The 19,739-nt window shown below is 67.2% G+C and carries 22 protein-coding genes; 7 read left to right on the forward strand and 15 right to left on the reverse strand.

Annotated features, from left to right (window positions below; all coding sequences use genetic code 11):
• Positions 1-356 precede the first annotated feature (356 nt).
• From Q9235_RS15745 to Q9235_RS15760, 4 genes are all read right to left on the reverse strand, one after another.
• On the reverse strand, positions 357-749 hold the full coding sequence (locus Q9235_RS15745) for a GFA family protein (protein ID WP_306222699.1): 393 nt from the start codon (positions 747-749) through the stop codon (positions 357-359).
• Between the two features lie 152 nt (positions 750-901).
• Positions 902-1,324: an RNA polymerase-binding protein DksA gene (gene dksA, locus Q9235_RS15750; protein ID WP_306222700.1), complete on the reverse strand. Its 423-nt coding sequence runs from the start codon at positions 1,322-1,324 to the stop codon at positions 902-904.
• A 180-nt stretch (positions 1,325-1,504) separates the two neighbouring features.
• Complete coding sequence (locus Q9235_RS15755) at positions 1,505-2,524, reverse strand: hypothetical protein (RefSeq protein WP_306222701.1); 1,020 nt, start codon at positions 2,522-2,524, stop codon at positions 1,505-1,507.
• Positions 2,499-3,872 carry an MBOAT family O-acyltransferase gene (locus Q9235_RS15760; RefSeq protein ID WP_306222702.1) on the reverse strand — a complete coding sequence of 458 codons (1,374 nt, stop codon included), beginning with the start codon at positions 3,870-3,872 and terminating at the stop codon, positions 2,499-2,501. Before Q9235_RS15760 ends, Q9235_RS15755 begins: the two co-directional genes overlap by 26 nt.
• 267 nt (positions 3,873-4,139) lie before the next feature.
• Between Q9235_RS15760 and Q9235_RS15765 the strand changes: the two genes are divergently transcribed.
• Genes Q9235_RS15765 through Q9235_RS15780 form a run of 4 tightly spaced genes read left to right on the forward strand, consistent with a single transcriptional unit; the run spans position 4,140 to position 7,820 of the window.
• The gene (locus Q9235_RS15765; protein WP_306222704.1) at positions 4,140-4,802 is read left to right on the forward strand and encodes a CerR family C-terminal domain-containing protein; all 663 of its coding nucleotides are present in this window, start codon (positions 4,140-4,142) and stop codon (positions 4,800-4,802) included.
• Entirely contained in the window at positions 4,799-5,758 is a 960-nt protein-coding gene (locus Q9235_RS15770) for an HlyD family secretion protein (protein ID WP_306222706.1), read from the forward strand. The genes Q9235_RS15765 and Q9235_RS15770 overlap by 4 nt, the downstream gene beginning before the upstream one ends.
• Positions 5,759-5,787: 29 nt before the next feature.
• On the forward strand, positions 5,788-6,681 hold the full coding sequence (locus Q9235_RS15775; RefSeq protein WP_306228301.1) for an ABC transporter ATP-binding protein: 894 nt from the start codon (positions 5,788-5,790) through the stop codon (positions 6,679-6,681).
• Positions 6,678-7,820, forward strand: a complete 1,143-nt coding sequence (locus tag Q9235_RS15780) for an ABC transporter permease (RefSeq protein ID WP_306222707.1) — start codon at positions 6,678-6,680, stop codon at positions 7,818-7,820. Before Q9235_RS15775 ends, Q9235_RS15780 begins: the two co-directional genes overlap by 4 nt.
• Before the next feature lie 88 nt (positions 7,821-7,908).
• Here the strand turns inward: Q9235_RS15780 and Q9235_RS15785 are convergent, their stop codons facing one another.
• From Q9235_RS15785 to Q9235_RS15805, 5 genes are all read right to left on the reverse strand, one after another.
• Positions 7,909-9,438, reverse strand: coding sequence for an acyl-CoA carboxylase subunit beta (locus Q9235_RS15785; RefSeq protein ID WP_306222708.1), 1,530 nt, complete (start codon positions 9,436-9,438; stop codon positions 7,909-7,911).
• Positions 9,439-9,587: 149 nt separating this feature from the next.
• Complete coding sequence (locus Q9235_RS15790; protein WP_306222709.1) at positions 9,588-10,376, reverse strand: ATP12 family chaperone protein; 789 nt, start codon at positions 10,374-10,376, stop codon at positions 9,588-9,590.
• A gap of 43 nt (positions 10,377-10,419) precedes the next feature.
• Positions 10,420-11,880: a methyl-accepting chemotaxis protein gene (locus tag Q9235_RS15795; protein WP_306222710.1), complete on the reverse strand. Its 1,461-nt coding sequence runs from the start codon at positions 11,878-11,880 to the stop codon at positions 10,420-10,422.
• Positions 11,877-12,179, reverse strand: coding sequence for a hypothetical protein (locus Q9235_RS15800; RefSeq protein ID WP_306222711.1), 303 nt, complete (start codon positions 12,177-12,179; stop codon positions 11,877-11,879). Before Q9235_RS15800 ends, Q9235_RS15795 begins: the two co-directional genes overlap by 4 nt.
• 116 nt (positions 12,180-12,295) lie before the next feature.
• Complete coding sequence (locus tag Q9235_RS15805) at positions 12,296-13,294, reverse strand: P1 family peptidase (protein WP_306222712.1); 999 nt, start codon at positions 13,292-13,294, stop codon at positions 12,296-12,298.
• Positions 13,295-13,468: 174 nt separating this feature from the next.
• On the opposite strand from Q9235_RS15805, the gene Q9235_RS15810 reads away from it, so the two are divergent.
• Positions 13,469-14,110, forward strand: coding sequence for a Spy/CpxP family protein refolding chaperone (locus tag Q9235_RS15810; protein WP_306222713.1), 642 nt, complete (start codon positions 13,469-13,471; stop codon positions 14,108-14,110).
• A gap of 95 nt (positions 14,111-14,205) precedes the next feature.
• Here the strand turns inward: Q9235_RS15810 and Q9235_RS15815 are convergent, their stop codons facing one another.
• Positions 14,206-14,448 carry a hypothetical protein gene (locus Q9235_RS15815; protein ID WP_306222714.1) on the reverse strand — a complete coding sequence of 81 codons (243 nt, stop codon included), beginning with the start codon at positions 14,446-14,448 and terminating at the stop codon, positions 14,206-14,208.
• A 200-nt stretch (positions 14,449-14,648) separates the two neighbouring features.
• On the opposite strand from Q9235_RS15815, the gene Q9235_RS15820 reads away from it, so the two are divergent.
• The gene (locus Q9235_RS15820) at positions 14,649-14,801 is read left to right on the forward strand and encodes a hypothetical protein (protein ID WP_170843344.1); all 153 of its coding nucleotides are present in this window, start codon (positions 14,649-14,651) and stop codon (positions 14,799-14,801) included.
• 63 nt (positions 14,802-14,864) lie between these two features.
• Here Q9235_RS15820 and Q9235_RS15825 read toward each other — a convergent pair whose 3' ends face one another.
• The 4 genes from Q9235_RS15825 to murI all read right to left on the reverse strand — a co-directional run bounded on the left by Q9235_RS15825 (position 14,865) and on the right by murI (position 17,248).
• The gene (locus tag Q9235_RS15825; protein ID WP_306222715.1) at positions 14,865-15,149 is read right to left on the reverse strand and encodes a hypothetical protein; all 285 of its coding nucleotides are present in this window, start codon (positions 15,147-15,149) and stop codon (positions 14,865-14,867) included.
• 133 nt (positions 15,150-15,282) lie between these two features.
• Complete coding sequence (gene rpsD, locus Q9235_RS15830; RefSeq protein ID WP_306222716.1) at positions 15,283-15,900, reverse strand: 30S ribosomal protein S4; 618 nt, start codon at positions 15,898-15,900, stop codon at positions 15,283-15,285.
• Between the two features lie 168 nt (positions 15,901-16,068).
• Complete coding sequence (locus tag Q9235_RS15835) at positions 16,069-16,320, reverse strand: hypothetical protein (RefSeq protein WP_306222717.1); 252 nt, start codon at positions 16,318-16,320, stop codon at positions 16,069-16,071.
• 61 nt (positions 16,321-16,381) lie between these two features.
• Positions 16,382-17,248, reverse strand: a complete 867-nt coding sequence (gene murI, locus Q9235_RS15840; RefSeq protein ID WP_306222718.1) for a glutamate racemase — start codon at positions 17,246-17,248, stop codon at positions 16,382-16,384.
• A 184-nt stretch (positions 17,249-17,432) separates the two neighbouring features.
• On the opposite strand from murI, the gene Q9235_RS15845 reads away from it, so the two are divergent.
• Complete coding sequence (locus tag Q9235_RS15845) at positions 17,433-18,371, forward strand: bifunctional helix-turn-helix transcriptional regulator/GNAT family N-acetyltransferase (protein WP_306222719.1); 939 nt, start codon at positions 17,433-17,435, stop codon at positions 18,369-18,371.
• A gap of 6 nt (positions 18,372-18,377) precedes the next feature.
• Here Q9235_RS15845 and Q9235_RS15850 read toward each other — a convergent pair whose 3' ends face one another.
• On the reverse strand, positions 18,378-19,655 hold the full coding sequence (locus Q9235_RS15850; protein ID WP_306222720.1) for a flavin monoamine oxidase family protein: 1,278 nt from the start codon (positions 19,653-19,655) through the stop codon (positions 18,378-18,380).
• Between the last annotated feature and the right edge of the window lie 84 nt (positions 19,656-19,739).

Genomic DNA, 19,739 nt, shown 5'->3' on the forward strand with positions numbered 1-19,739 from the left:
ATCAGAATCGGCCGCGGTCAAGCGGCAGCGAAGATGGGAAACCGGCCTCTAGGGCGGGCTCGGGCGCGTGCGAAGGAACCGGATGAGCGCGATCATGCCGCGTGAATAGCAAACTCCCGCTACGGTGCAACAACGCAAGGCGTGCAGGGGGCATGCGGATTTCGGCAGGTCGCGCGCTGCCGGTCCGTTGCCGTCGCGTTCAGTCTCCACGGCATTCCGTAAGCTCGCCATTCGCGACCTTATGCGTATGGCATCGTGGTTCGGCGCGCGCGCAGGCCGAGGCCGCGAGCATCAGAAGCAGGCCGAGGGTCAGATTCCGCCACATCGTCAAACCCATCTGAGGTTTCCAGCAAACTCTAGTCTTCGAATCGGCCGGCGGAGTCGCGGTTGCGCTCGTATCGATTCCTCAGCGGAAAGGGTGGGAGCCAGGATTCGCGGCGGATGGTCCAGAGCTCGTAGGTCGGCACGAACTGGTCCGGCGCATCCAGCGAGCCGAGGTTGATCTCGACCTCGTCTTTGCTGCGCCCGAAGACCGGCGAGCCGCAGCGGGGGCAGAAGAAGCGGCCGTCATAGCCACGGGCTTCGCCCTCGATCGTCACCGCGTCCTCGGGGAAGATCGCCGAGGCATGAAAGAGGGCGCCGTGATATTTGCGGCAATCCAGGCAATGGCAGATGCCGACCCGATAAGGGCGCCCCGATGCCACGAACCGGATATCGCCGCACCGGCATCCGCCCGTGAAACGGTCCATGTTGCGTCTCCCTCCAACTGGCGGTCGTCGCCCGGAGGTTAGAGCAGGCTGCATGCCGGCGACAGCGCAGCGCTCAGGCCGCGTCTCCACGCAAAAGGCCCCGGGTCTGCGGACGCGGGGCCTTTCAAAAAGTCGGGCAGGTTCGCCGCTGCTCAATCGTCGCGGAAGACGCGCTCGTTGCGCTCGTGGCGTTCCTGCGCTTCCAGCGAGAGCGTCGCGATCGGGCGGGCTTCCAGGCGCTTCAGCGAGATCGGTTCGCCGGTCTCCTCGCAATAGCCGTAGGAACCGTCGTCGATCCGCGAGATGGCGGCGTCGATCTTGGCGATCAGCTTGCGTTGACGGTCGCGGGCGCGCAATTCGATCGCGCGGTCGGTTTCTGAGGAAGCCCGGTCGGCGATGTCCGGGTGATTCTCGCTCTCCTTCTGCAGGGTGACCAGGGTCTCCTTGGCCTCCCGCAGGATCTCGTCCTTCCAGACGATGAGCTTGCCGCGGAAATACTCGCGTTGACGATCGTTCATGAACGGCTCGTCATCGCTCGGTTTGTAATCCGCCTCGAGGATGATCTGCTTCGACATGGGCGCGCTCTCTCATTTGTCGGCTCACGCACCCATCGGCTTTGCCGCGGGAGGGGAGCCGATTTGGCGCCCTTATAGCGATCCGTTTCAACTGGAACAATCGCTTCCGACAGGGCTTCAACGGCTTCGTGAAAATGCGCGATCCAGCGCGGTTTTTCGGCGAAAATGACCGATCTCACGTCAATTCAGCTTGCCGATGGCCTCGGCGATGTCGGCTTCGACCATCCGGGCGATCGGCTGGCGATAATGACTATGGTCGAAGAAGAGGCTGGGATCGCGCAGTTCGGGCCTGTCGACTCGCCAATCGACCAGCGCCGTGCGCGGGCGCCGGGCCGCCAGATCGGCGAAAGCCTTGCGGCAGGCAGCGTCGGCCGCGGCATCGCGGGTGCCGGGCTTGGACAGGGCGGTGGCATAGACGGGAGGACGCAGCAGAATCAGCGCCGTCTCGGGCGCCGCCTTCATCAGCTCTTCCAGCCCCGTCGCCGCCGGGAAGGGGCCGTCGACATTGCCGCCGCCTGCCTCGATCGGCTTCTGCAGCCGGGCGATGATCTCCGGGTCGGTGCCGTAGCCCTGCACGCCGTAACCCGCTTCGTAGTCCCAGTAGCCGTCGGGGCGGGCGCGCTCGGCCTTGCGCGAAGTCAGATAGGAGATGCGGCGCGGCAGTTCCTCCAGCAGGTCGAAGCGCATCAGCCCGCCGACATAGTCGGAGAGGCTGCGGCTCAGCAGCCAGAAGGGGAAGGGCTTTTCATTGGGCAGGGCCGGGTTCGCCGTACACCAGTAATTATCGATGCCGACCACGATCGCCTTCGGCGGTGCCGTGAGATGATGGCGCAAGAACCAGTCGATCGTGGCGAAGGTCTCGCGAGGCTGGGTCGCAGGCGCGATCAGCGAGACGAAGGGGATGCCGGTCCGGGCGCGCAATTCCTCGGGCGAGATCAATTGGACATGCGAATTGCCGAAGATTGCGCCGGTGAAATTCGGGTCGCGGCCGCGGCTCGCCAGCGCCGTGCGCGGCCCCTGCGGGCGCACGCCCTCCTTGAGCTTCAGCGGCGAGCGGCCGGAATCATAGGGGTCGATCAGGAAGGCGGCCGTGAGGAAGGCGGCCGCGATCAGCGCCGCCGTGCCGAGAAAGGCGCCGGTGAAGCCCGTCCACTTCGCCGCCCGAGCGGCCTGCTCAGAACTGGAAGTAGATGAACTCATAATTGGCGTCTTCGCCGATCTTCAGCAGGATGATGACGAACAGGAGCCCGCACAAAATCGCGAGCCAGCGGGCCGGCGGCAATTTGTGGACGAGGTTCCAGGCGGTGGGGCCGATGATGGCGAAGGCGGCGGCCGGCAGCAGGGCGCGCCATTTGAAGCCGGTGCCGATGGGCGCAAAGCCGAACAGGCCCTTGTAGATCGCGAGCGCGGCCTGGAAATTCGTGGCCCGGAACAGCACCCAGCACAAAGCCACGAACAGGAAGGTCAGCAGCCAGCCGAGCGCCGCCGGCATCGGCAGCTTGGTCCGGCGCCAGAACAGCGCGACGATCAGCGCCAGCCCATGCGCCACGCCCCAGGCGACGAAGGTGAGGCCAGCGCCATGCCAGAGCCCGCCCAGCGCCATGGTGGCGAAGAGCGCCCAAATCTGCGTCGGGAGGCCGGCGCGCGAGCCGCCGAGCGGGATGTAGAGATAGTCGCGCAGGAAGCGCGACAGCGTCATGTGCCAGCGGCGCCAGAAGTCCTGGATCGAGAGCGAGCGATAGGGCGCCTCGAAATTCTGCGGCAGCACGACGCCGAAGAGCAGGGCGAGGCCCAGCGCCATGTCGGTATAGCCGGAGAAGTCGAAATAGATCTGGAAGGTGAAGGCAAGCGTCGCCTGCCAGGCTTCCGCCAGGCTGATGACCTTGCCAGCCGCGGCCGCAGCGAAGACCGGGTTGGCGTACTCCGCCAAGGGATCGCCGATCAGCACCTTCTTGGCGAGGCCGAAAGTCAGCAGCATCAGCCCGCGCGCGATCCGCTCGGCCGCGTCGGGGCGCTGGTAGGGCCGCTCGTCGAGCTGGTGCATGATCTCGCGCCAGCGCACCAGCGGGCCGGCGAGCACCTGCGGGAAGAAGGCGATGTATAGCGCGTAGCGGACGAGATCATAGCGCGGCGCCTGCCCGCGCCTGAGATCCGTCAGGTACATGATGTGGTGGAAGGTGAAGAAGGAGATGCCGAGCGGCAGCGCGATGTCGAATTTCGGCGCCGGCAATCCGGGAATCATTCCAGCGAGATCGGCGAAGAAGTTGAAGTACTTGAACACCGCGAGCACCGCGAGGTTCAGGACGATCGCAAGCGTGATCAGCGCGCCCGACTTCGTCTTCTGGAAGGCTTCGGCGATCAGCCAGTTCAGCCCGATCGAGAGCGCCAGCAACGGCAGGAAGCGCCAGTCCCAATAGCCGTAGAAGGCGAAGGACAGCACGACCAGCACGGGCAGCCGCAGGCTCGGCGCAAAGCGCTCCGCACCCCAGTGAAGGGCGAGCGCGAGCGGCAGGAAGGCGAGCAGGAAGGCGAAGGAGTTGAAGAGCATCGGCGGGGGCGGATCAAAGGATGGCTGCCGCCTTAGACTATTATCGTCGGCGAGTCATGTCGGGGCGGGCGCAAGACGGTGAAGGGTATGCACCTGCGCTTCAGCCCTAATCGGGAGGAGGCGCGCAAGCGGCGTCTCGAAGGATGAGGGTTCGCAAAGGAGATGCGAGCCGCCGCCTATCGGGAGAGGGACGGTCCACGGAAGTGTTATCGAAGCGATTTCAATCAATCGATTGATTGAAATCTGCGGCGATGTTATGGAGAGGGTATGAAAGCCACTTCAGACAGCGATGCAGGGACACGCGAGGCGCTGATCCGGGCCGGGCTCGACCTGTTCGGCCGGCACGGCTTCGAGGCGAGCTCGATCCGCGAGATCGCGCAGGCGGCCGGTGTCAACAGCGCCGGCATCGCCTATCATTTCGGCGGCAAGGACGGCCTGCGCCGGGCTTGTGCCGAAGCGGTCGTCGCGACGATGAAGCAGCGGGTCTTCGGCGCCGCTGCGGCGATGCCGCCGCTTGACGGGCTGGCGCCGGAGATGGCGGCGGAGCTGCTGCTCGGCATCGTCGGTCGCGTCACCGCCTTCGCCGCGCAGGCGCCGGAAAGCGAAACCATCGCCCGCTTCGTCGTCCGCGAGATGATGGAGCCGACCGCCGCCTTCGAGACGCTCTACGAGGGGCTGGTCGGGCCGGTCCATGGCCAGCTCTGCCGGCTCTGGGCGGCGGCAACCGGTATGGAGCCGGAGGCGGAGGCCACCAGGCTCGCGGTCTTCGCGACGATCGGGCAGGTCATCTATTTCCGGCTGGCACGGCCGGCCGTGATGCGGCGCATGGGCTGGAGCGCCATCGACGCGGCTGAGAGCGAGGCGATCGCCGGTGTCATCCGCGCCAATCTCCGCGCCAGCATCGCCAGCATGCGGGAGGGACGGTCATGATCCTCGGCTTCCTCTGTTCCTTCGGGCTGATCGCCGGGAGCTTCTCCGCCTGCGGTGGCTATACCGTCCGGATCGCCGGCTATGTCGAAGGCGAGTACGTGCGGCTCGGCCCGATCGACACCGCCCGGATCGAGCATATCGATATCCGTCGCGGCGATCGCGTCGAGGCCGGCAAGGTCGTCGCCGGGTTGGAAACGACGGACGCGGAGAACGCGGTTCGGGAAAGCGAAGCCCGGCTGGTTCAGGCGCAGGCGCAGCTTGACAACCTGCGCAGCGGCAAGCGGCCGGAGGAGATTGCCGTGATCGAGGCCAATCTCGCCTCGGCCAAGGCGCAGCAGCGCGAGGCCGAGCGGGCCCTGGAGCGCCGGCAGGATCTGCTGCGGCGCGGCGTTTCGACCCAGGCCGATTTCGACCAGGCGGAGACGGCGCGCGATGTCGCTGCCGCGAGCGTCCGCCAGAATGCCGCCAATCTCGATGTCGCGCGCCTGCCGGCACGTCCTGACGAGATCAAGGCGAGCGAGAACGCGGTCGAGCAGGCCAAGGCCGCCCTGGCGCAGGCGCGCTGGCGGCTGTCGCAGCGCCAGCTCGTCGCGCCTTCGGCCGGACGTGTCAGCGACGTGATCCGCCGGGTGGGCGAGCTCGCCGGGCCGAGCGCGCCGGTGCTGCTGATGCTGCCCGACGGTGCCGCCAAGCTCATGCTCTATGTACCTGAGGTGCGAATCTCCGGCGTGACGACCGGAATGAAGCTCGATGTCCGCTGCGACGGTTGTGCGCCCGGGCTGACGGCAACCGTGACCTACGTCTCGCCCGAGCCCGAATTCACGCCGCCGGTGATCTATTCGGCGCAGACGCGGCAGAAGCTGGTCTATCTGGTCGAGGCGCGGCCGGATGGCGGGCCGCAATCGGCCTTGCAGCCCGGCCAGATCGTCGACGTGACGCTCAGGAGCCAGCGGTGAGCGCGCCGCTCGCCATCGACGTGCATGGCATGACCAAGCGCTTCGGCAAGCGCACGGTGGTCGACAATGTCGACCTCGCGGTCGCGACCGGCGAGATCGTCGGCTTTCTCGGCCCCAACGGCTCGGGCAAGACCACGACGATCCGGATGATCTGCGGCTTGCTCAAGCCTGATGCCGGCGAGGGCACCGTGCTCGGGCTGGATGTCCGCACCCAGAGCGCCGCGATCAAGCGCCAGGTCGGCTACATGACCCAGCGCTTCTCCTTCTACGAAGACCTGACCATCGCCGAGAACCTGACCTTCGTGGCTAGGCTCTACGAGCTTGATCCGGTCGACGAGGCGGTGGCGAAGACGCTGGACGGTCTGGGCTTGACCTCCCGCAAGGACCAACTCGCCGGTACGCTCTCGGGCGGCTGGAAGCAGCGCTTGGCGCTCGCCGCCTGCATCATGCACCAGCCGAAGCTGCTGCTGCTCGACGAGCCGACAGCCGGCGTCGACCCCAAGGCGCGGCGCGAGTTCTGGGACGAGATCCATCGCCTCGCCGGTGACGGGCTGACCGTGCTGGTCTCGACCCACTACATGGACGAGGCCGAGCGTTGCCATCGCATCGGCTACATCGCCTATGGCCGGATGCTGGCGACGGGAACCGTCGAGGAGGTCGTGAAGGGCTCCGGGCTCGTCACCTATGTCGTCCATGGTGCGCTGAAGCCGGCCCAGATCCGGGCGCTGGAGGCGGCCGATGGCGTCGAGCAGGTCGCGCCCTTCGGCGCGACGCTGCATGTCGTCGGCACCGACCGCGGCAAGCTGGAAGCGGCGCTCGAACCGCTGAAGAGCGAGGCCGGCGTCAAGGTCGAGCCGGGCGAGACCAGCCTAGAGGACGTCTTCATCAAGTTCATGACCGGCGCGCAGGAGCGGGCGGCATGATCGGCCTGTTCTCGCCCCGCCGGCTTGGCGCGATGCTGGCCAAGGAATTCGTGCAGATGCGGCGGGACCGCATCACCTTCGCGATGATGCTGGCGGTGCCGATCGTCCAGCTCCTGCTCTTCGGCTATGCCATCAACAACGATCCGCGCGGCCTGCCGGCGGCCATCCTGGCGCTCGGGCAGGATCGCTATACCCGCGCCGTGGTCTCGGCTTTGGAGGTCTCGAACTATTATCGCTTCGGCGAGCGTCCGCAGAGCGCGGCCGAGGCCGAGAGCCTGATGGCGAAGGGCGAGATCTCCTTCCTCGTCACGATTCCCAGCGATTTCGGCGCGCGTGTCGAGCGGGCGGACGAGCCGCGCATATTGGTCGAGGCTGATGCGACCGATCCGGCCGCGGCGAGCGGAGCGGTCTCGGCGCTCGGCACGATCGCGAGCCGCGCCTTGCAGCGGGCGCAGGGGCGCGAGCCGGTGACCGATCCGGCCGGCGCCGGCGGCGACAGCCTCTCCTTCGTCATCCACAGGCGCTACAACCCGGAGAACATCACCCAGTACAACATCGTGCCCGGTCTGCTCGGCGTCATCCTGCAGATGACCATGGTGATGATGACGGCGATGGCGCTGACCCGCGAGATCGAGCGTGGCACGATGGAGAACCTCCTCGCCATGCCGGCGACGGCAGGCGAGATCATGCTTGGCAAGGTGCTGCCCTATCTGGCCGTCGGCGCCGTGCAGGTGCTGATCGTGCTGGGGGCGGCCAAGCTGCTCTTCGCCGTGCCGTTCCTCGGCGGGCTCGGGCTTCTGCTTACCTGCGTGCTGGTCTTCGTGCTGGCGCTGGTGCTGCTCGGCTACACGATCTCGACGGTGGCGCGCACGCAGCTCCAGGCGATGCAGCTCACCTTCTTCTTCTTCCTGCCCTCGCTGATGCTGTCGGGCTTCATGTTCCCCTTCGCGGGCATGCCGGGCTGGGCGCAGACCTTGGGCGAACTCTTCCCGCTGACGCATTTCCTGCGGATTATCCGGGCGATCATGCTGAAGGGCGCGGGCTTGAGCGATATCGGCGACGAGGTGTTTTATCTCGGCCTGTTCGTGCCGGTTTATGCGGGGCTGGCGCTGATGCGGTTCCGGAGCACGCTGGACTGAAGCGGGCGCCGACCATCGGTCGCCGTGCGCCCTTGTCCTTCCGGGGCGTGCCGAAGGCGAAGCCCCGGAATGACAAGTTCTGCGGAGTTCAGAGCGGAATGTTGTCGTGCTTGCGCCAGGGCCGCTCGACGCTCTTGGTGCGGAGCATGGCGAGCGCCCGCGCAATGCGGCGGCGAGTCGAGTGCGGCATGATGACTTCGTCGATATAGCCGCGCTCGGCCGCGACGAAGGGAGACATGAAGCGGTCCTCGTATTCCTTGGTCTGGCGCGCGATGGTCTCGGCATCGCCGCCGCGGAAGATGATCTCGACCGCGCCCTTGGCGCCCATCACCGCGATCTGCGCCGTCGGCCAGGCATAATTCACGTCGGCGCCGATATGCTTCGAGGCCATTACGTCATAGGCGCCGCCGAAGGCTTTTCGCGTGATGATCGTGACCAACGGCACCGTGCATTCGCTGTAGGCGAAGAGCAGCTTGGCGCCGTGTTTGATCAGGCCGCCATATTCCTGTGCCGTACCGGGCAGGAAGCCGGGGACGTCGACGAGCGAGATGATCGGGATCTCGAAGGCGTCGCAATAGCGCACGAAGCGGGCGGCCTTGCGTGAGGCATCCGAGTCGAGCACGCCGGCCAGCACCATCGGCTGGTTGGCGACGATGCCGACGGTGCGGCCCTCGATCCGGCCGAAGCCGGTGACGATGTTGCCGGCGTAAGCCGCCTGGATCTCGAAGAAGTCGCCCTCGTCGACCGTCTTCAGGATCAGCTCCTTGATGTCGTAGGGCTTGTTCGGATTGTCCGGCACCAGCGTGTCGAGACTCATGTCGACGCGGTCGGGCACGTCGAAGCTCGGCCATTCCGGCACGCCGGCGGTATTGTTCGCCGGCAGGAAGTCGAGCAGGCGGCGGACCTGCAGGAGCGCCTCGACATCGTTCTCGAAGGAGCCGTCGGCGACCGAGGACTTGGAGGTATGGACCTTGGCGCCGCCGAGCTCCTCGGAGGTCACGGTCTCGTTGGTGACGGTCTTCACCACCTCCGGGCCGGTCACGAACATGTAGGAGGTGTCGCGGACCATGAAGATGAAATCGGTCATCGCCGGGGAGTAGACGTCGCCGCCGGCGCAGGGGCCCATGATCACCGAGATCTGGGGAATGACGCCCGACGCCTGCACGTTCCGCTTGAAGACCTCGCCATAGCCGCCGAGCGCCGCGACGCCCTCCTGGATGCGGGCGCCGCCGGCATCGAACAGGCCGACGATGGGCGCGCGCATCTTCAGCGCCATGTCCTGGATCTTGATGATCTTCTGGGCGTGGGTCTCGGAAAGCGAGCCGCCGAACACCGTGAAGTCCTTGGAGAAGACGAAGACGGTGCGGCCGTTGACCGTGCCCCAGCCAGTGACGACGCCGTCGCCGGGGATCTTCTCGGCCTTGTCCATGCCGAAATCGACGGCCCGGTGCTGCACGAACATGTCGAACTCCTCGAAGGAGCCCTTGTCGAGCAGGAGTTCGATGCGTTCGCGGGCGGTGAGCTTGCCCTTCTTGTGCTGCGCCTCGATGCGGCGCTCGCCGCCGCCCTTGCGGGCGCCCTCGCGGCGGGTTTCGAGCTGTTCGAGGATGTCCTTCATGGCGGCAGGCTCCCAGCCGGAAATCACGTCTCGAAAGCCGGCTTAAGCGGGCATCGCGCATGAGTCCATTACGACGTTTGCGGAAGCCGGAACCGCAATCATGCGGAATGCGGGAGAGTACGGCCGATGCGATCAGCCGTCTCCGTGGCCTACCCCTTCAGGAGCAGGAGCACCGCAGCGTCGAATTCACGGCGGCGGATGATACGGCGCTCGGCCGCTTCCTCGTCCTGTCCCCAGATCCCGATCTGGTAGTCTTCGTCGAGATGGGCGGCATCCCAGGCGGCGTCCGGATCGATCTGCCCGTTCGCCAGCGCCAGCGTGAGAATGGCCGAGCCGGTCAGCGTCATGACGTTATGGGCGCCGGCGAGCGCGAGCGGAGCGGGGACATTCGCGACGTGGCGGGCGACGGCGGCGAGGGTTTCCTCCGGCTGCTGCGCGAAGACGATGCCTTCCGCCAGCAGGAAGCGGGCGCCGATCAGCGCCTCGATATCGCCGAGGATCGGCTGCCAAACCTGGTTCTGCCGTTCGACCAGCGCCTCGGGCTCGCCGGCCCGGTAGCAGAGCGCATCGGAGCCGGCATAGCGGACGATCTCGGCGCGCACGGCCTCCTGCTGGTCCTCGACACCATCGAGCGCCGAATTGACGAGCCGGGTCAGCGGCATCTGCGCGGGGTCGATCCGCTCGCTCTGCGCCTGCCATTCAGCCGCGAGGGCCTCGGCCACGGGGCGTGAGGTCACCGCGAGCTGTTTGCGGGCCGGGGTCCGCGCCGTCTTGCCGTCGAGGGCGACATGGAAGAGCCCGTCTCGCTCCAGCACGCCGGCCTCCTTGTAGAAGCGGGCGGGCAGGGGATTGCGCATCGCCTGCTGGGCGGCGGCGACAGGGTCCGGCTGGCTGGCGCCGGGCGAACCGAAGCGGGCGAGGAAATCGTCGGTGGACATGGCTTCGCCATAGCGCATTCGCGCCCGGCAGGGAAACCGGCCTTCAGGCCGCGCGGATGCGGTCCAGGAACTGCGCCACCTCCGTGTCGAGATGCACCGACTGGCGCGAGAGCTTGTCGGCGGATTCGGCGACATGGCCTGCCGCCTCGTCGGTTTCCGCGGCGATGCGGCTGACGATGTCGATATGGCCGGCGGCGAAGACGGTCTCGTCGGCAGCGCGCCGGATGATCTGGGCGATGCCGGCTGCGGCCGCGTTCTGCTGCTCGACGACCGTCGCGACATTGCCGGAGATCTGGTTGAGCGAACCGACCGTCGCGTTCATGGCGTCGATCGCGTCGATCGCTTCCGTGCTGGATTCGCGGATGGCGCCGATCTGGTTCTGGATCTCCTCGGTGGCGCGCCAGGTCTGGTTGGCCAGCGACTTGATCTCCTGGGCGACGACGGTGAAGCCGCCGCCGGAATGGCCGAGGCGCGCGGCCTCGATCGAGGCGTTCAGCGCCAGCAGGTTGGTATGCTTGGCGATGGTCGAGATCGCGCCGGTGATGTCGCCGACCTGGCCGGCCTTGCGCGACAATTCGCCGACGGTGTCGAGCACGGCGCGGGCCTGCCGCGTGGTCTCGCCCACGACCCGCGTGGTTTCCGCGACCTGGCGGTCGACCTCGGCGAAGGAATGCGCGAGCTCCGCCGTGCCCTGTGTCACCGCGACGACGTTGGAGGAGGTCTGGCGCGAGGATTGCGAGGCGGCGCTGGAGCGCTCGGAGACTTCGAGCGCGCCGGTCTTCATCTGCTGCGAGGCGATGCGCAGGGATTGCACGGAGGCGATGACGTCGCGGGCGATGCCGGCGATCTCGCGCTCGAAATCGTCGGCGACGGCGTGCAGCACCTGGCGGCGGACCAGGGCGCTCCTTTCGGTTGTTTCGGCCAGATCGCGCCTGGCCTTGTCCGCCGCGGCGCGGGCGTTGTCGGCCTCGTGGCGCTCGCGCTCCGAGATTTCGAGGGACTGGCGCAACGACCAGACCAGCCAGCTCAACGCGACCGACTGCACGGCGACGATCGTGCCGTGCAGCAGCACCCGGTCGATCTGGTTGCCGTTGAGAAAGACGCCGCTCGGCAGCAGCAGGCTGAAGGCGAGGTGATGCAGGACGATGGCCAGGGTTGCCGGAATGAAGATCCGCCAGTCCAGCCAGCCGACGAGCACCGCCAGCATCGCGAAGAAATACATATGCATGTCGGACTGATAGGGGTGTCCGGCGAAGGCATAGACCAGCAGCATGACCTGGCCCATGGTCGCGATGCTGGAAACCTGACGTGTGACCCAGCCGGTGCGATCGATGCGCCAGATCAGTGTTGCGAGCGCGGCCAGCGCAAAGCCGGCCAGGACGATCGCGGGGCTGTACAGCGGCGAGGACGAGGGTGTCCCGACCGCCAGAACGGCAGCGTTCGCCCAGAGGATCGCGATCAGGAAACGGGAAAAGCGCTCGCGAAAGCGGAGGACGGCGCTCATCGGCTGCTTCCCGTGCAAAGCCGGGCAAAGGCCGCATCGATGACGAGCCAGGCGCCTGCGCCATAGAGGGCCGAGACGAAGCCGTCACGCTCCCCCATGGTGAAGGCGACGGCCGAGCCGGAATCGATCTGCAGGAGGCTTCCGCTCGCATCGGTGACGGCACGTGCCATATCGGCCGTGCCGGTCCCGGCGGGGAAAAAGGCGGCAATCGGTCGCCCCGGCACAGGCCAGGCTGCAATCAGGAGCGCAGCTACCGCCATCGCGACGCTGCAGACCAGGCCGAAGCCGATCTCGCGCATAGGGTCCCCCCGGTTGTCCGATCATGAAACGGAAACCTAAGCGGGCAGGTTACGGAGGTCGGCTTTATGCTTGGTAAATTGCTTCGTTAACGTTGCGGTATCTCGTCGGGATAGGCTCAGGTCCCGAAGCGATCCCGCCAGGCTGGCCTGGCGCCGTCGAAGGGCAGGGCGGTCGCGGCGTGGACGCCGCGCGCCACCGCACGGGCGAGCACATCGGCCGCCGTGGCGCAGAGCTCGGTCATCGCGAAGGCGTCCGAGGGGGCGCCGCTATAGCCGGTCGCCGCGGCGAAGACGATGTCGCCATCCAGCGGCGCATGCGCGGGACGCAAGGCACGCGCGAGGCCGTCATGAGCGGCAAGCGCGAGCCGGCGGGCCTGCGACTTGGTGAGAACTGCATCGGTCGCGACGAGGGCGATCGTGGTGTTCTGGCCGGTGCCGCCCTTGAAGCGAAGGGCGGTGTCGGCAGGGGTGATGGACGCAGGCCAGCCCAGGCCGCCGAATTCGCTGCCGTGCTCATAGGGCGCTGCCCAGAAATGTGGGCCGTCGCCGATCGTGGCGCTGCCGACGGCATTGACCGCGACGAGCGCGCCGACGATCTGCCCGGTCGCCGCCCGCGCGCTGGCTGAGCCGAGGCCGCCTTTCAGGGTGGCGGTGGTCGCGCCGTAGCCGGCGCCGGCCGTTCCGAGCGCGAAGCTGGCAGACGCTGCGGCGGCAGCCTCGGCGCCAAGCCGGGCATAGGGCGTCTCGGCCTTGCCGCGGGCCCAGGGCTTCTCGCCGCCATTCATCAGGTCGAACAGGATCGCCTGTGGGACGATCGGCACGCGGAAGGAGCCGACCGGAAAGCCGCGCCCCTCATGCGCGAGCCAGCGCATCGCGCCGTCTGCGGCGCCGAGCCCCCAGGCCGAGCCGCCGGAGAGCACGATGGCGTCGACATGCTCGACGGTCATTTCCGGGTCGAGCAGGGAGGTGTCGCGTGTCCCCGGCGCGCCGCCGAGCACGGCAGCGGAGGCGATCGTCGGACGGTCGAAGATAGTGACGGTGACGCCTGTCGCTGCCGCCGCGTCATGCGCCTGGCCGACGAGCAGGCCGCGGACGTCGGTGATGAGGTTTTGCATGGGCAACCCGCCGGCGAACCGAATCGCCTCGAAGGCGTTGTCGCTACATTACGATCTTTTCATGCGCAGGCCATTGCCGGGTCAGGCCTGCGGGATCAGGTTCAGGCTATCGCCAATCGGCTTCGAGACCCGCTGCGCGACGCTTCGACAGGACTGCTCCAAGGAGATTGCCCCGTGAAACCCATTGCCCTCATCGCCGCATCCTCGATCGCGATGCTCGCCGGCAGCTTTGCCCTGGCGCAGCCGCAGCCGGTGCCGCCCGCAGGCGGCGGCGACCAGAAGCAGGAACGCAGCGAAAGCCGCGAACAGCGCCGCGACGAATGGCGCGAGCGCCGGGCCGAGCGCGCCAAGGAGCGGATGGAGGAGCGCTTGTCCAAGGTGCGCGCCGATCTCAAGCTCAGGCCGGAGCAGACGGCTCTCTTCGACAAGGTCGAGGGATTGATCAAGCAGCGCAGTTCCGAGCGCGGCGAGCGCTTGCAAACGATGCGCGAACGGCGCGAGGCGCTGCGCCATGCCGACCTGATGGAGCGGCTCGACGCCACCGCCAACCGGCAGGGCGAGCGGGCGGCCCGCTCCAAGGAACTGGCCGATGCCGTGCGCCCGCTCTGGACGACGCTCAGCGACGAGCAGAAGACCGTGCTGCGCCGCTCGGTGCGCGAGGCCATGGCGGAAGGGCGAGAGCGCTTCCGCGAGATGCGCGCCTGGCGCGGCGGCTGGAATGACAACGACCGGGGCGACCGCTGGGAGCGCGGCGATCGTGGCGACCGCGGTGGAAGCCGGCACTGGCAGGGTCGCGACGACCAGAACGAGGATTGAGGCCGGGGCTCAGCCGGGCTTCAGCTCCATGGTTGAAAAGAGCCGCGTCCGGGTTCGGGCGCGGCTCTTCGCTTATGGTTTGCAGGTGCCGGCCTTCAGGTGCCGACCGCGTCCGAGACGCATTTCTTGGTGAAGCTGTTCTTGGCGGCGCCGGCCAGTTTCCTGTCGGCGGCCTGCTTGTCGCACGCGGCGCCCGCGTCCTTCTCGCATTTGGTCAGGAAGCTGGTCTTCGCCGCGCCGGCCAGTTTCTTGTCCGTCGCCTGAAGGTTGCAGCTTTGCGCCTGGGCGGCGCCGGCCATGCAGCACACGGCGAACGCGGTCAGCAGAAGTCTTGTCATGCGAATCTCCTCTCCGGGGAGATGACGCTACGCTACCGCGCTGCCGGGAGATACGGGGTAGAGTGATGCCGCCCCGCTTTCGCCAAAATCCCTAACACACGGAATTTGCATGGGATTCAGGCATTTACCATATCCATTCAGTTTGGATTCACGGCTCGCCATTTACGCTTTGTCAGTGATTGCGATGCGAAAGGTGAACCATGAAGCAGACATGGTCATGCTGGGCGATGCGGGCCTTCATCGGGTCCGTCTTCATCGTCTGCCTGTTCGGGCCCTATGCGCTGTCGATCCTGATCGGCTGCTTGGGGGTAGGCTGCTACTTCTTCCGCAATGAGGTCGGTTCGCATCTCTGAGTCGCTGCCCGGCGAGCCTCGCTCCGAAAGGCCGCTTTTCGCCGCCCTGCCGCACGACGCATTCTACCTGATCCGGCGCAGGTGACAGGTCTTCACCTTGCCGCCGCGGCCATCCGAGCGCCAGGCGCAACCTGAGCGGGCTGGCGTGCGGTCGTAGAGATAGATCTGCGCGCGCCGCTTGCGATTGAAGCTCTGATTCGAAAAATCGTGCCCGCCGACCCGGACATTGCGTCCGAAACGGACCTCTGCGGTCGCAGCCGACGACAGCGTGAGGCTTATACCCGTCGCCATCATGACCAGGCCGGCGAGCACGACCAGCGTGCCGGACATCGCCTTCAGCGTGGCCATGTGATTCTCCCGATCGCTGCAGACGACATTCACTGTCGATAGCAGACCGTCCGCAGAACGAAAAAGGGGACGGCCCGAAGGCCATCCCCTGAATGTCGTCCCGGCCTTGAAAGGCAGAGGGCGTTGCCGCCGATCAGCGCGAGTAGAACTCGATGACCAGGTTCGGCTCCATCTGCACCGCATAGGGCACGTCCGACAGGGTCGGGGTGCGGGTGTAGGTGGCCGTGGACTTGCCGTGGTCGGCGTCGATGTAATCCGGCACGTCGCGCTCGGCCAGCGTGGCCGACTCGATGACGATGGCGAGCTGGCGCGAGCTCTCCTTGACCGCGATCACGTCGCCCGGCTTCACCTGGTAGGAGGCGATGTTGACGCGCTTGCCGTTCACGGTGATGTGGCCGTGGTTGACGAACTGGCGGGCCGCGAAGACGGTCGGCACGAACTTGGCGCGGTAGATCACCGCGTCCAGACGACGCTCGAGCAGGCCGATCAGGTTCTCGCCCGAGTCGCCCTTCAGGCGGATGGCCTCGGCGTAGTAGCGGCGGAACTGCTTCTCGGAGATCGAGCCGTAGTAGCCCTTCAGCTTCTGCTTGGCGCGGAGCTGCGTGCCGAAGTCGGACGGCTTGCCCTTGCGGCGCTGGCCGTGCTGGCCGGGGCCGTATTCACGACGGTTGACCGGGGACTTCGGGCGGCCCCAGATGTTCTGACCGAGGCGGCGGTCAATCTTGTACTTCGCCTCATGGCGCTTCGACATGTCGCGTGTCCTCTCAGGTTCGCGAGTTGAGGACCGCGCCCTCCTGTTCCCTTGCGGGACGACAGATCCAGCTTCCGAAGAAGAGCGGATCACGGGTGCGGAAAAAGCCACGCGGCCCCGTGAGGAGCCGCGCGACGAGAGGGCGTATGACGGAAAGCCGGCTTCGAGTCAATTCCGGGACGGCGAAAAGCCGCTCTCAGCGCCAGTAGCCATAAGGCCGATAATCATAGTGGCGGCGCGGACGGTGCTTGTACCAGCCATAATGGTTGCCGAGATGCCGGCGCGGGCCGCGGCGGTCGAAGCCGTGATGTCCGTGGCCTTGTTCCAGCGATGGGACTTGGCCTGCCCTTCGATGTGGGTGCCAGCGCCCGCAAAGGCGAAGCCGATGGCAGGTGCGAACAGCAATGGCAGCTTTCTCATAAACGTTCGCTCCTTGCGATGTGCGCCATCGCAGGGAACGGTGGATCTGCGGCAGGTTTCGTCAGTTTGTCAGCGGCATGGGCTCGATCGCGACCTGGGCCAGGCCGTAGCCCGCCAGCGCGATCCGCAACGGGCCGCTCAGGCCGGCGCCGGAGGTGAAGACTGCGGTGGCGTCGGGGCAGGGCACGCTGGCCGGATCAGACGGGCCGAGCAATTGCATGACGCGCCGCGCGATCGCGGGGGCGGGATCGAGCCATTCGACCGGCCAGGGCGCCAGGCGCCTCATGCGCTCCAGCAGCAGCGGATAATGCGTGCAGGAGAGGGTGACGACATCGGTGCGGCGGCCATTGGCCTCGACGAAGCAAGGGGCGATCTCGGCCAGCAGTGCGTCGTCGTCGACCGGCTCGCCTCTCAGCGCCTGCTCGGCGAGGCCGGCCAAGCGCGTCGAGCCGACGAGCGTCACGTCGCAATGCGCAGCGTAGCTCTCGATCAGTTCACGCGTGTAGACGCGGGCCACGGTGCCGGGCGTCGCCAGCACGGAGATCATGCCGCTGCGGGTCGCGGCCGCGGCCGGCTTGATCGCGGGCACGGTGCCGACGAAGGGAATCGCGAAGCGCGCCCGCAAGGACGGCAGGACCAGCGTCGAAGCGGTGTTGCAGGCGATCACGACCAGGTCGGGGTGGAAGCGCGCGATCAGGCGCTCCGTCACCGCGAGGATGCGGATTGCGAGCTCGTCCTCGCCGAGGCGGCCATAGGGAAAGCCGGCATCGTCGGCAGCATAGACGATGTGGGCGCCGGGGCAGGCCTGGGTGGTGCGCGAGAGCACGGTGAGGCCGCCGAGGCCGGAATCGAAGACGAGAATGGTCGGCTGGGAGCGGGGGATCGCGAGGGGGCGGTGGCCCGTGCCGGCGAGGAGATCGACTTGCATGATGATGCCGCGGAATTCCAAAGCATGACTCCGCCAGAGACGGGTTAAGGGACGGTCAATGCGGCGTTCAGCGGCTGTGTCGAATTTAGTTGACTCCGTCCACTAAATCGAATGGCATCGCGGACCACTCGGCAAAACCGCGGCGCGGTTTTGTGCCCGGACATGCTCTCGCTGGAGGCGCGCCATGGAAACCACCGAGACAGCGGTAGCTGCCATCCGCCGCTTCAACCGCTTCCATACGCGTTGGGTCGGGGCGCTCGGGGGCAGCCTGCACGGCTCGGGTCTCGCGCTTGCCGAGGCGCGCGTGCTGTACGAGCTGGCGCAGCGCGACGACTGGCAAGCGGCCGAGATGGCCAAGACGCTCGATCTCGATCCGGCCTATCTCTCGCGCATCCTCAAGCGCTTTACGGGGCAGGGCTGGCTCGAGCGCAGCCGCTCGGCCGCCGATGGCCGGGCCTGGCGCCTGCGATTGACCGCCAAAGGCAGGGCCGCCTTTCAGCCGCTCGACATGGCCTCCAGCACGCAGGCGGGAGCGATCCTGCAACGGCTGGCGCCGGTCGAGCAGGCCCGCCTCGTCGATGCGCTCGCCGATACCGAGCGGCTTCTATCGGGCGATGTTCGCGATCGCGCCGCGCCGATCATCCGCGAGCACCGGGCCGGCGACATGGGCTGGGTGATCGCCGCCCATGGCCGGCTCTACGCTGAAGACTATGGCTGGGACCTGCATTTCGAGGCGCTGGTCGCGGAGATCGCCGCGAGATTCCTGCGCGAATTCAAGCCCGGCCGCGAGCGCTGCTTCATCGCCGAGTTCGATGGCCAGCCTGTCGGCTCGGCCTTCGTCGTGCAGGAGGACGAGAGGACCGCGAAGCTCCGGCTCGTGATCGTCGAGAAGCGGGCGCATGGGCTGGGGCTGGGCAAGCGGCTGGTCCGCGAGGCGATCGGTTTCGCGCGCGCCGCCGGTTACGAGCGCATGGTGCTCTGGACCAACGACATCCTGCATGCGGCGCGCGGGATCTATGTCGGCGAGGGCTTCCGGCTGATGGCAGAGGAGAAGCATCACTCCTTCGGCAAGGACCTCGTCGGGCAGAACTGGGAACTGGCCTTGCGGCCGAGCGCGGGCTGAGGCCTGTCAGGCCTTCAGGCGCGCGATCGCCGCTGCTGCCGCGCGCCCGGCGAGCGTCGCGCCGCCGACCGTCATGGCGCCGCCGCCGGCCGTCGCCTCGCCGGCGATGAAGAGCCGGTTGCCGATCGGCCGGGCGAGAGCGTCGCGCGCCGCCTCATGGCCGGGGTCGCAGATCGAATAGGAGCCGCGGGCGAAGGGATCGGTCCACCAGGCCGGGAAGGAGACCTGTTTAACAGCCTTGCGGAAGTCCGAGCCGACCATCTTGACCAGCAGGTCGACGAGATGGGCCCGGGCCTCCTCGGTGCCTGCCTCGGAGAGCTTGCGGGCATAGTCGCCGCCGCAATAGCCGATGACGATATCCTGGCCGCCGGGGAACATGTCGAGATTCATCATACGCTCGGGTGCGGCGGCTTCGAGGAAACTCGTACCCGGCGTGATGCCGAATCGATCGCCCTCGACCTTGAGCGCGATCTTGGTGAGCGCCCCCATATGCAGGCCGGCAAGGGCGTCGCGTGTCGCGGCCGGCAGTTCCGGGATGAAGCGGATCGTACCGGCCTTCAGAACGCCGACCGGCACCGTGACGATGCAGGCATTGGCGCGCAGCGTTCCCGAGCGGGTGGTGACGGTCACGCCCGGCCCGTCCCAGCGGATCGTCTCGACCGGCTCGTTCAGACGGATATCGAGCCCGGCAGCCGAGCGCGCGACGAGATTGCCGTAGCCCGACGGGACGATGAGATCGTCCCCTGACCACAGGCGCTGATAGTCGCGCGCCGAGATGCGGCTCGATTCCTCGCCGATCGAGAGCAGCAAGCCGGAGGCGGCGATGGGCGCGAGCTCCGGGCCGAGATCGCCCAGCAATTCGGCGATCGACATGTCGCGCTGCGTGAGATCGACCGTCTCCAGACGGCGGTCGATCTGGCCGAAGGCACTCCGGCGGCGATTGCGGTCGGAATCCGCCATCGGCTTGCCGTCGGCGAAGACCTTGAAGCCGCTGCCCCAGGCTTCGGCGGGCGTGGCGATGCCGAGATCGCGGGCGATTTGGACCCAGGGGTTACGCTCCGCCCAGTGGATGAACATCGCGCCGGCATCGTAGGCGGGGCCGAGCGAGGCGTCGGTGAAGGCGCGCCCGCCGACGCGCCCACGCGCTTCGAGCACGACGGCACGCCTTCCGGCGGCTTGGAGGGCCTGGGCGGCTGCAATGCCGGCGGCGCCGGCCCCGATCACGACGACATCCACATCGGTCGCGGCGGCCGCGCGGCCGGCGATGGCGAAGCTCGCGGCCATGGCGCCCGTTCCCGTCAAGATCGTCCGGCGGTCTAGCATCTCTGGAATCCCATGATGCTCCGCATGTTGGAGCCTTGCCCTCGC

It is taken from the genome of Bosea beijingensis, from assembly GCF_030758975.1.
Taxonomy (GTDB): Bacteria; Pseudomonadota; Alphaproteobacteria; order Rhizobiales; family Beijerinckiaceae; genus Allobosea; species Allobosea beijingensis.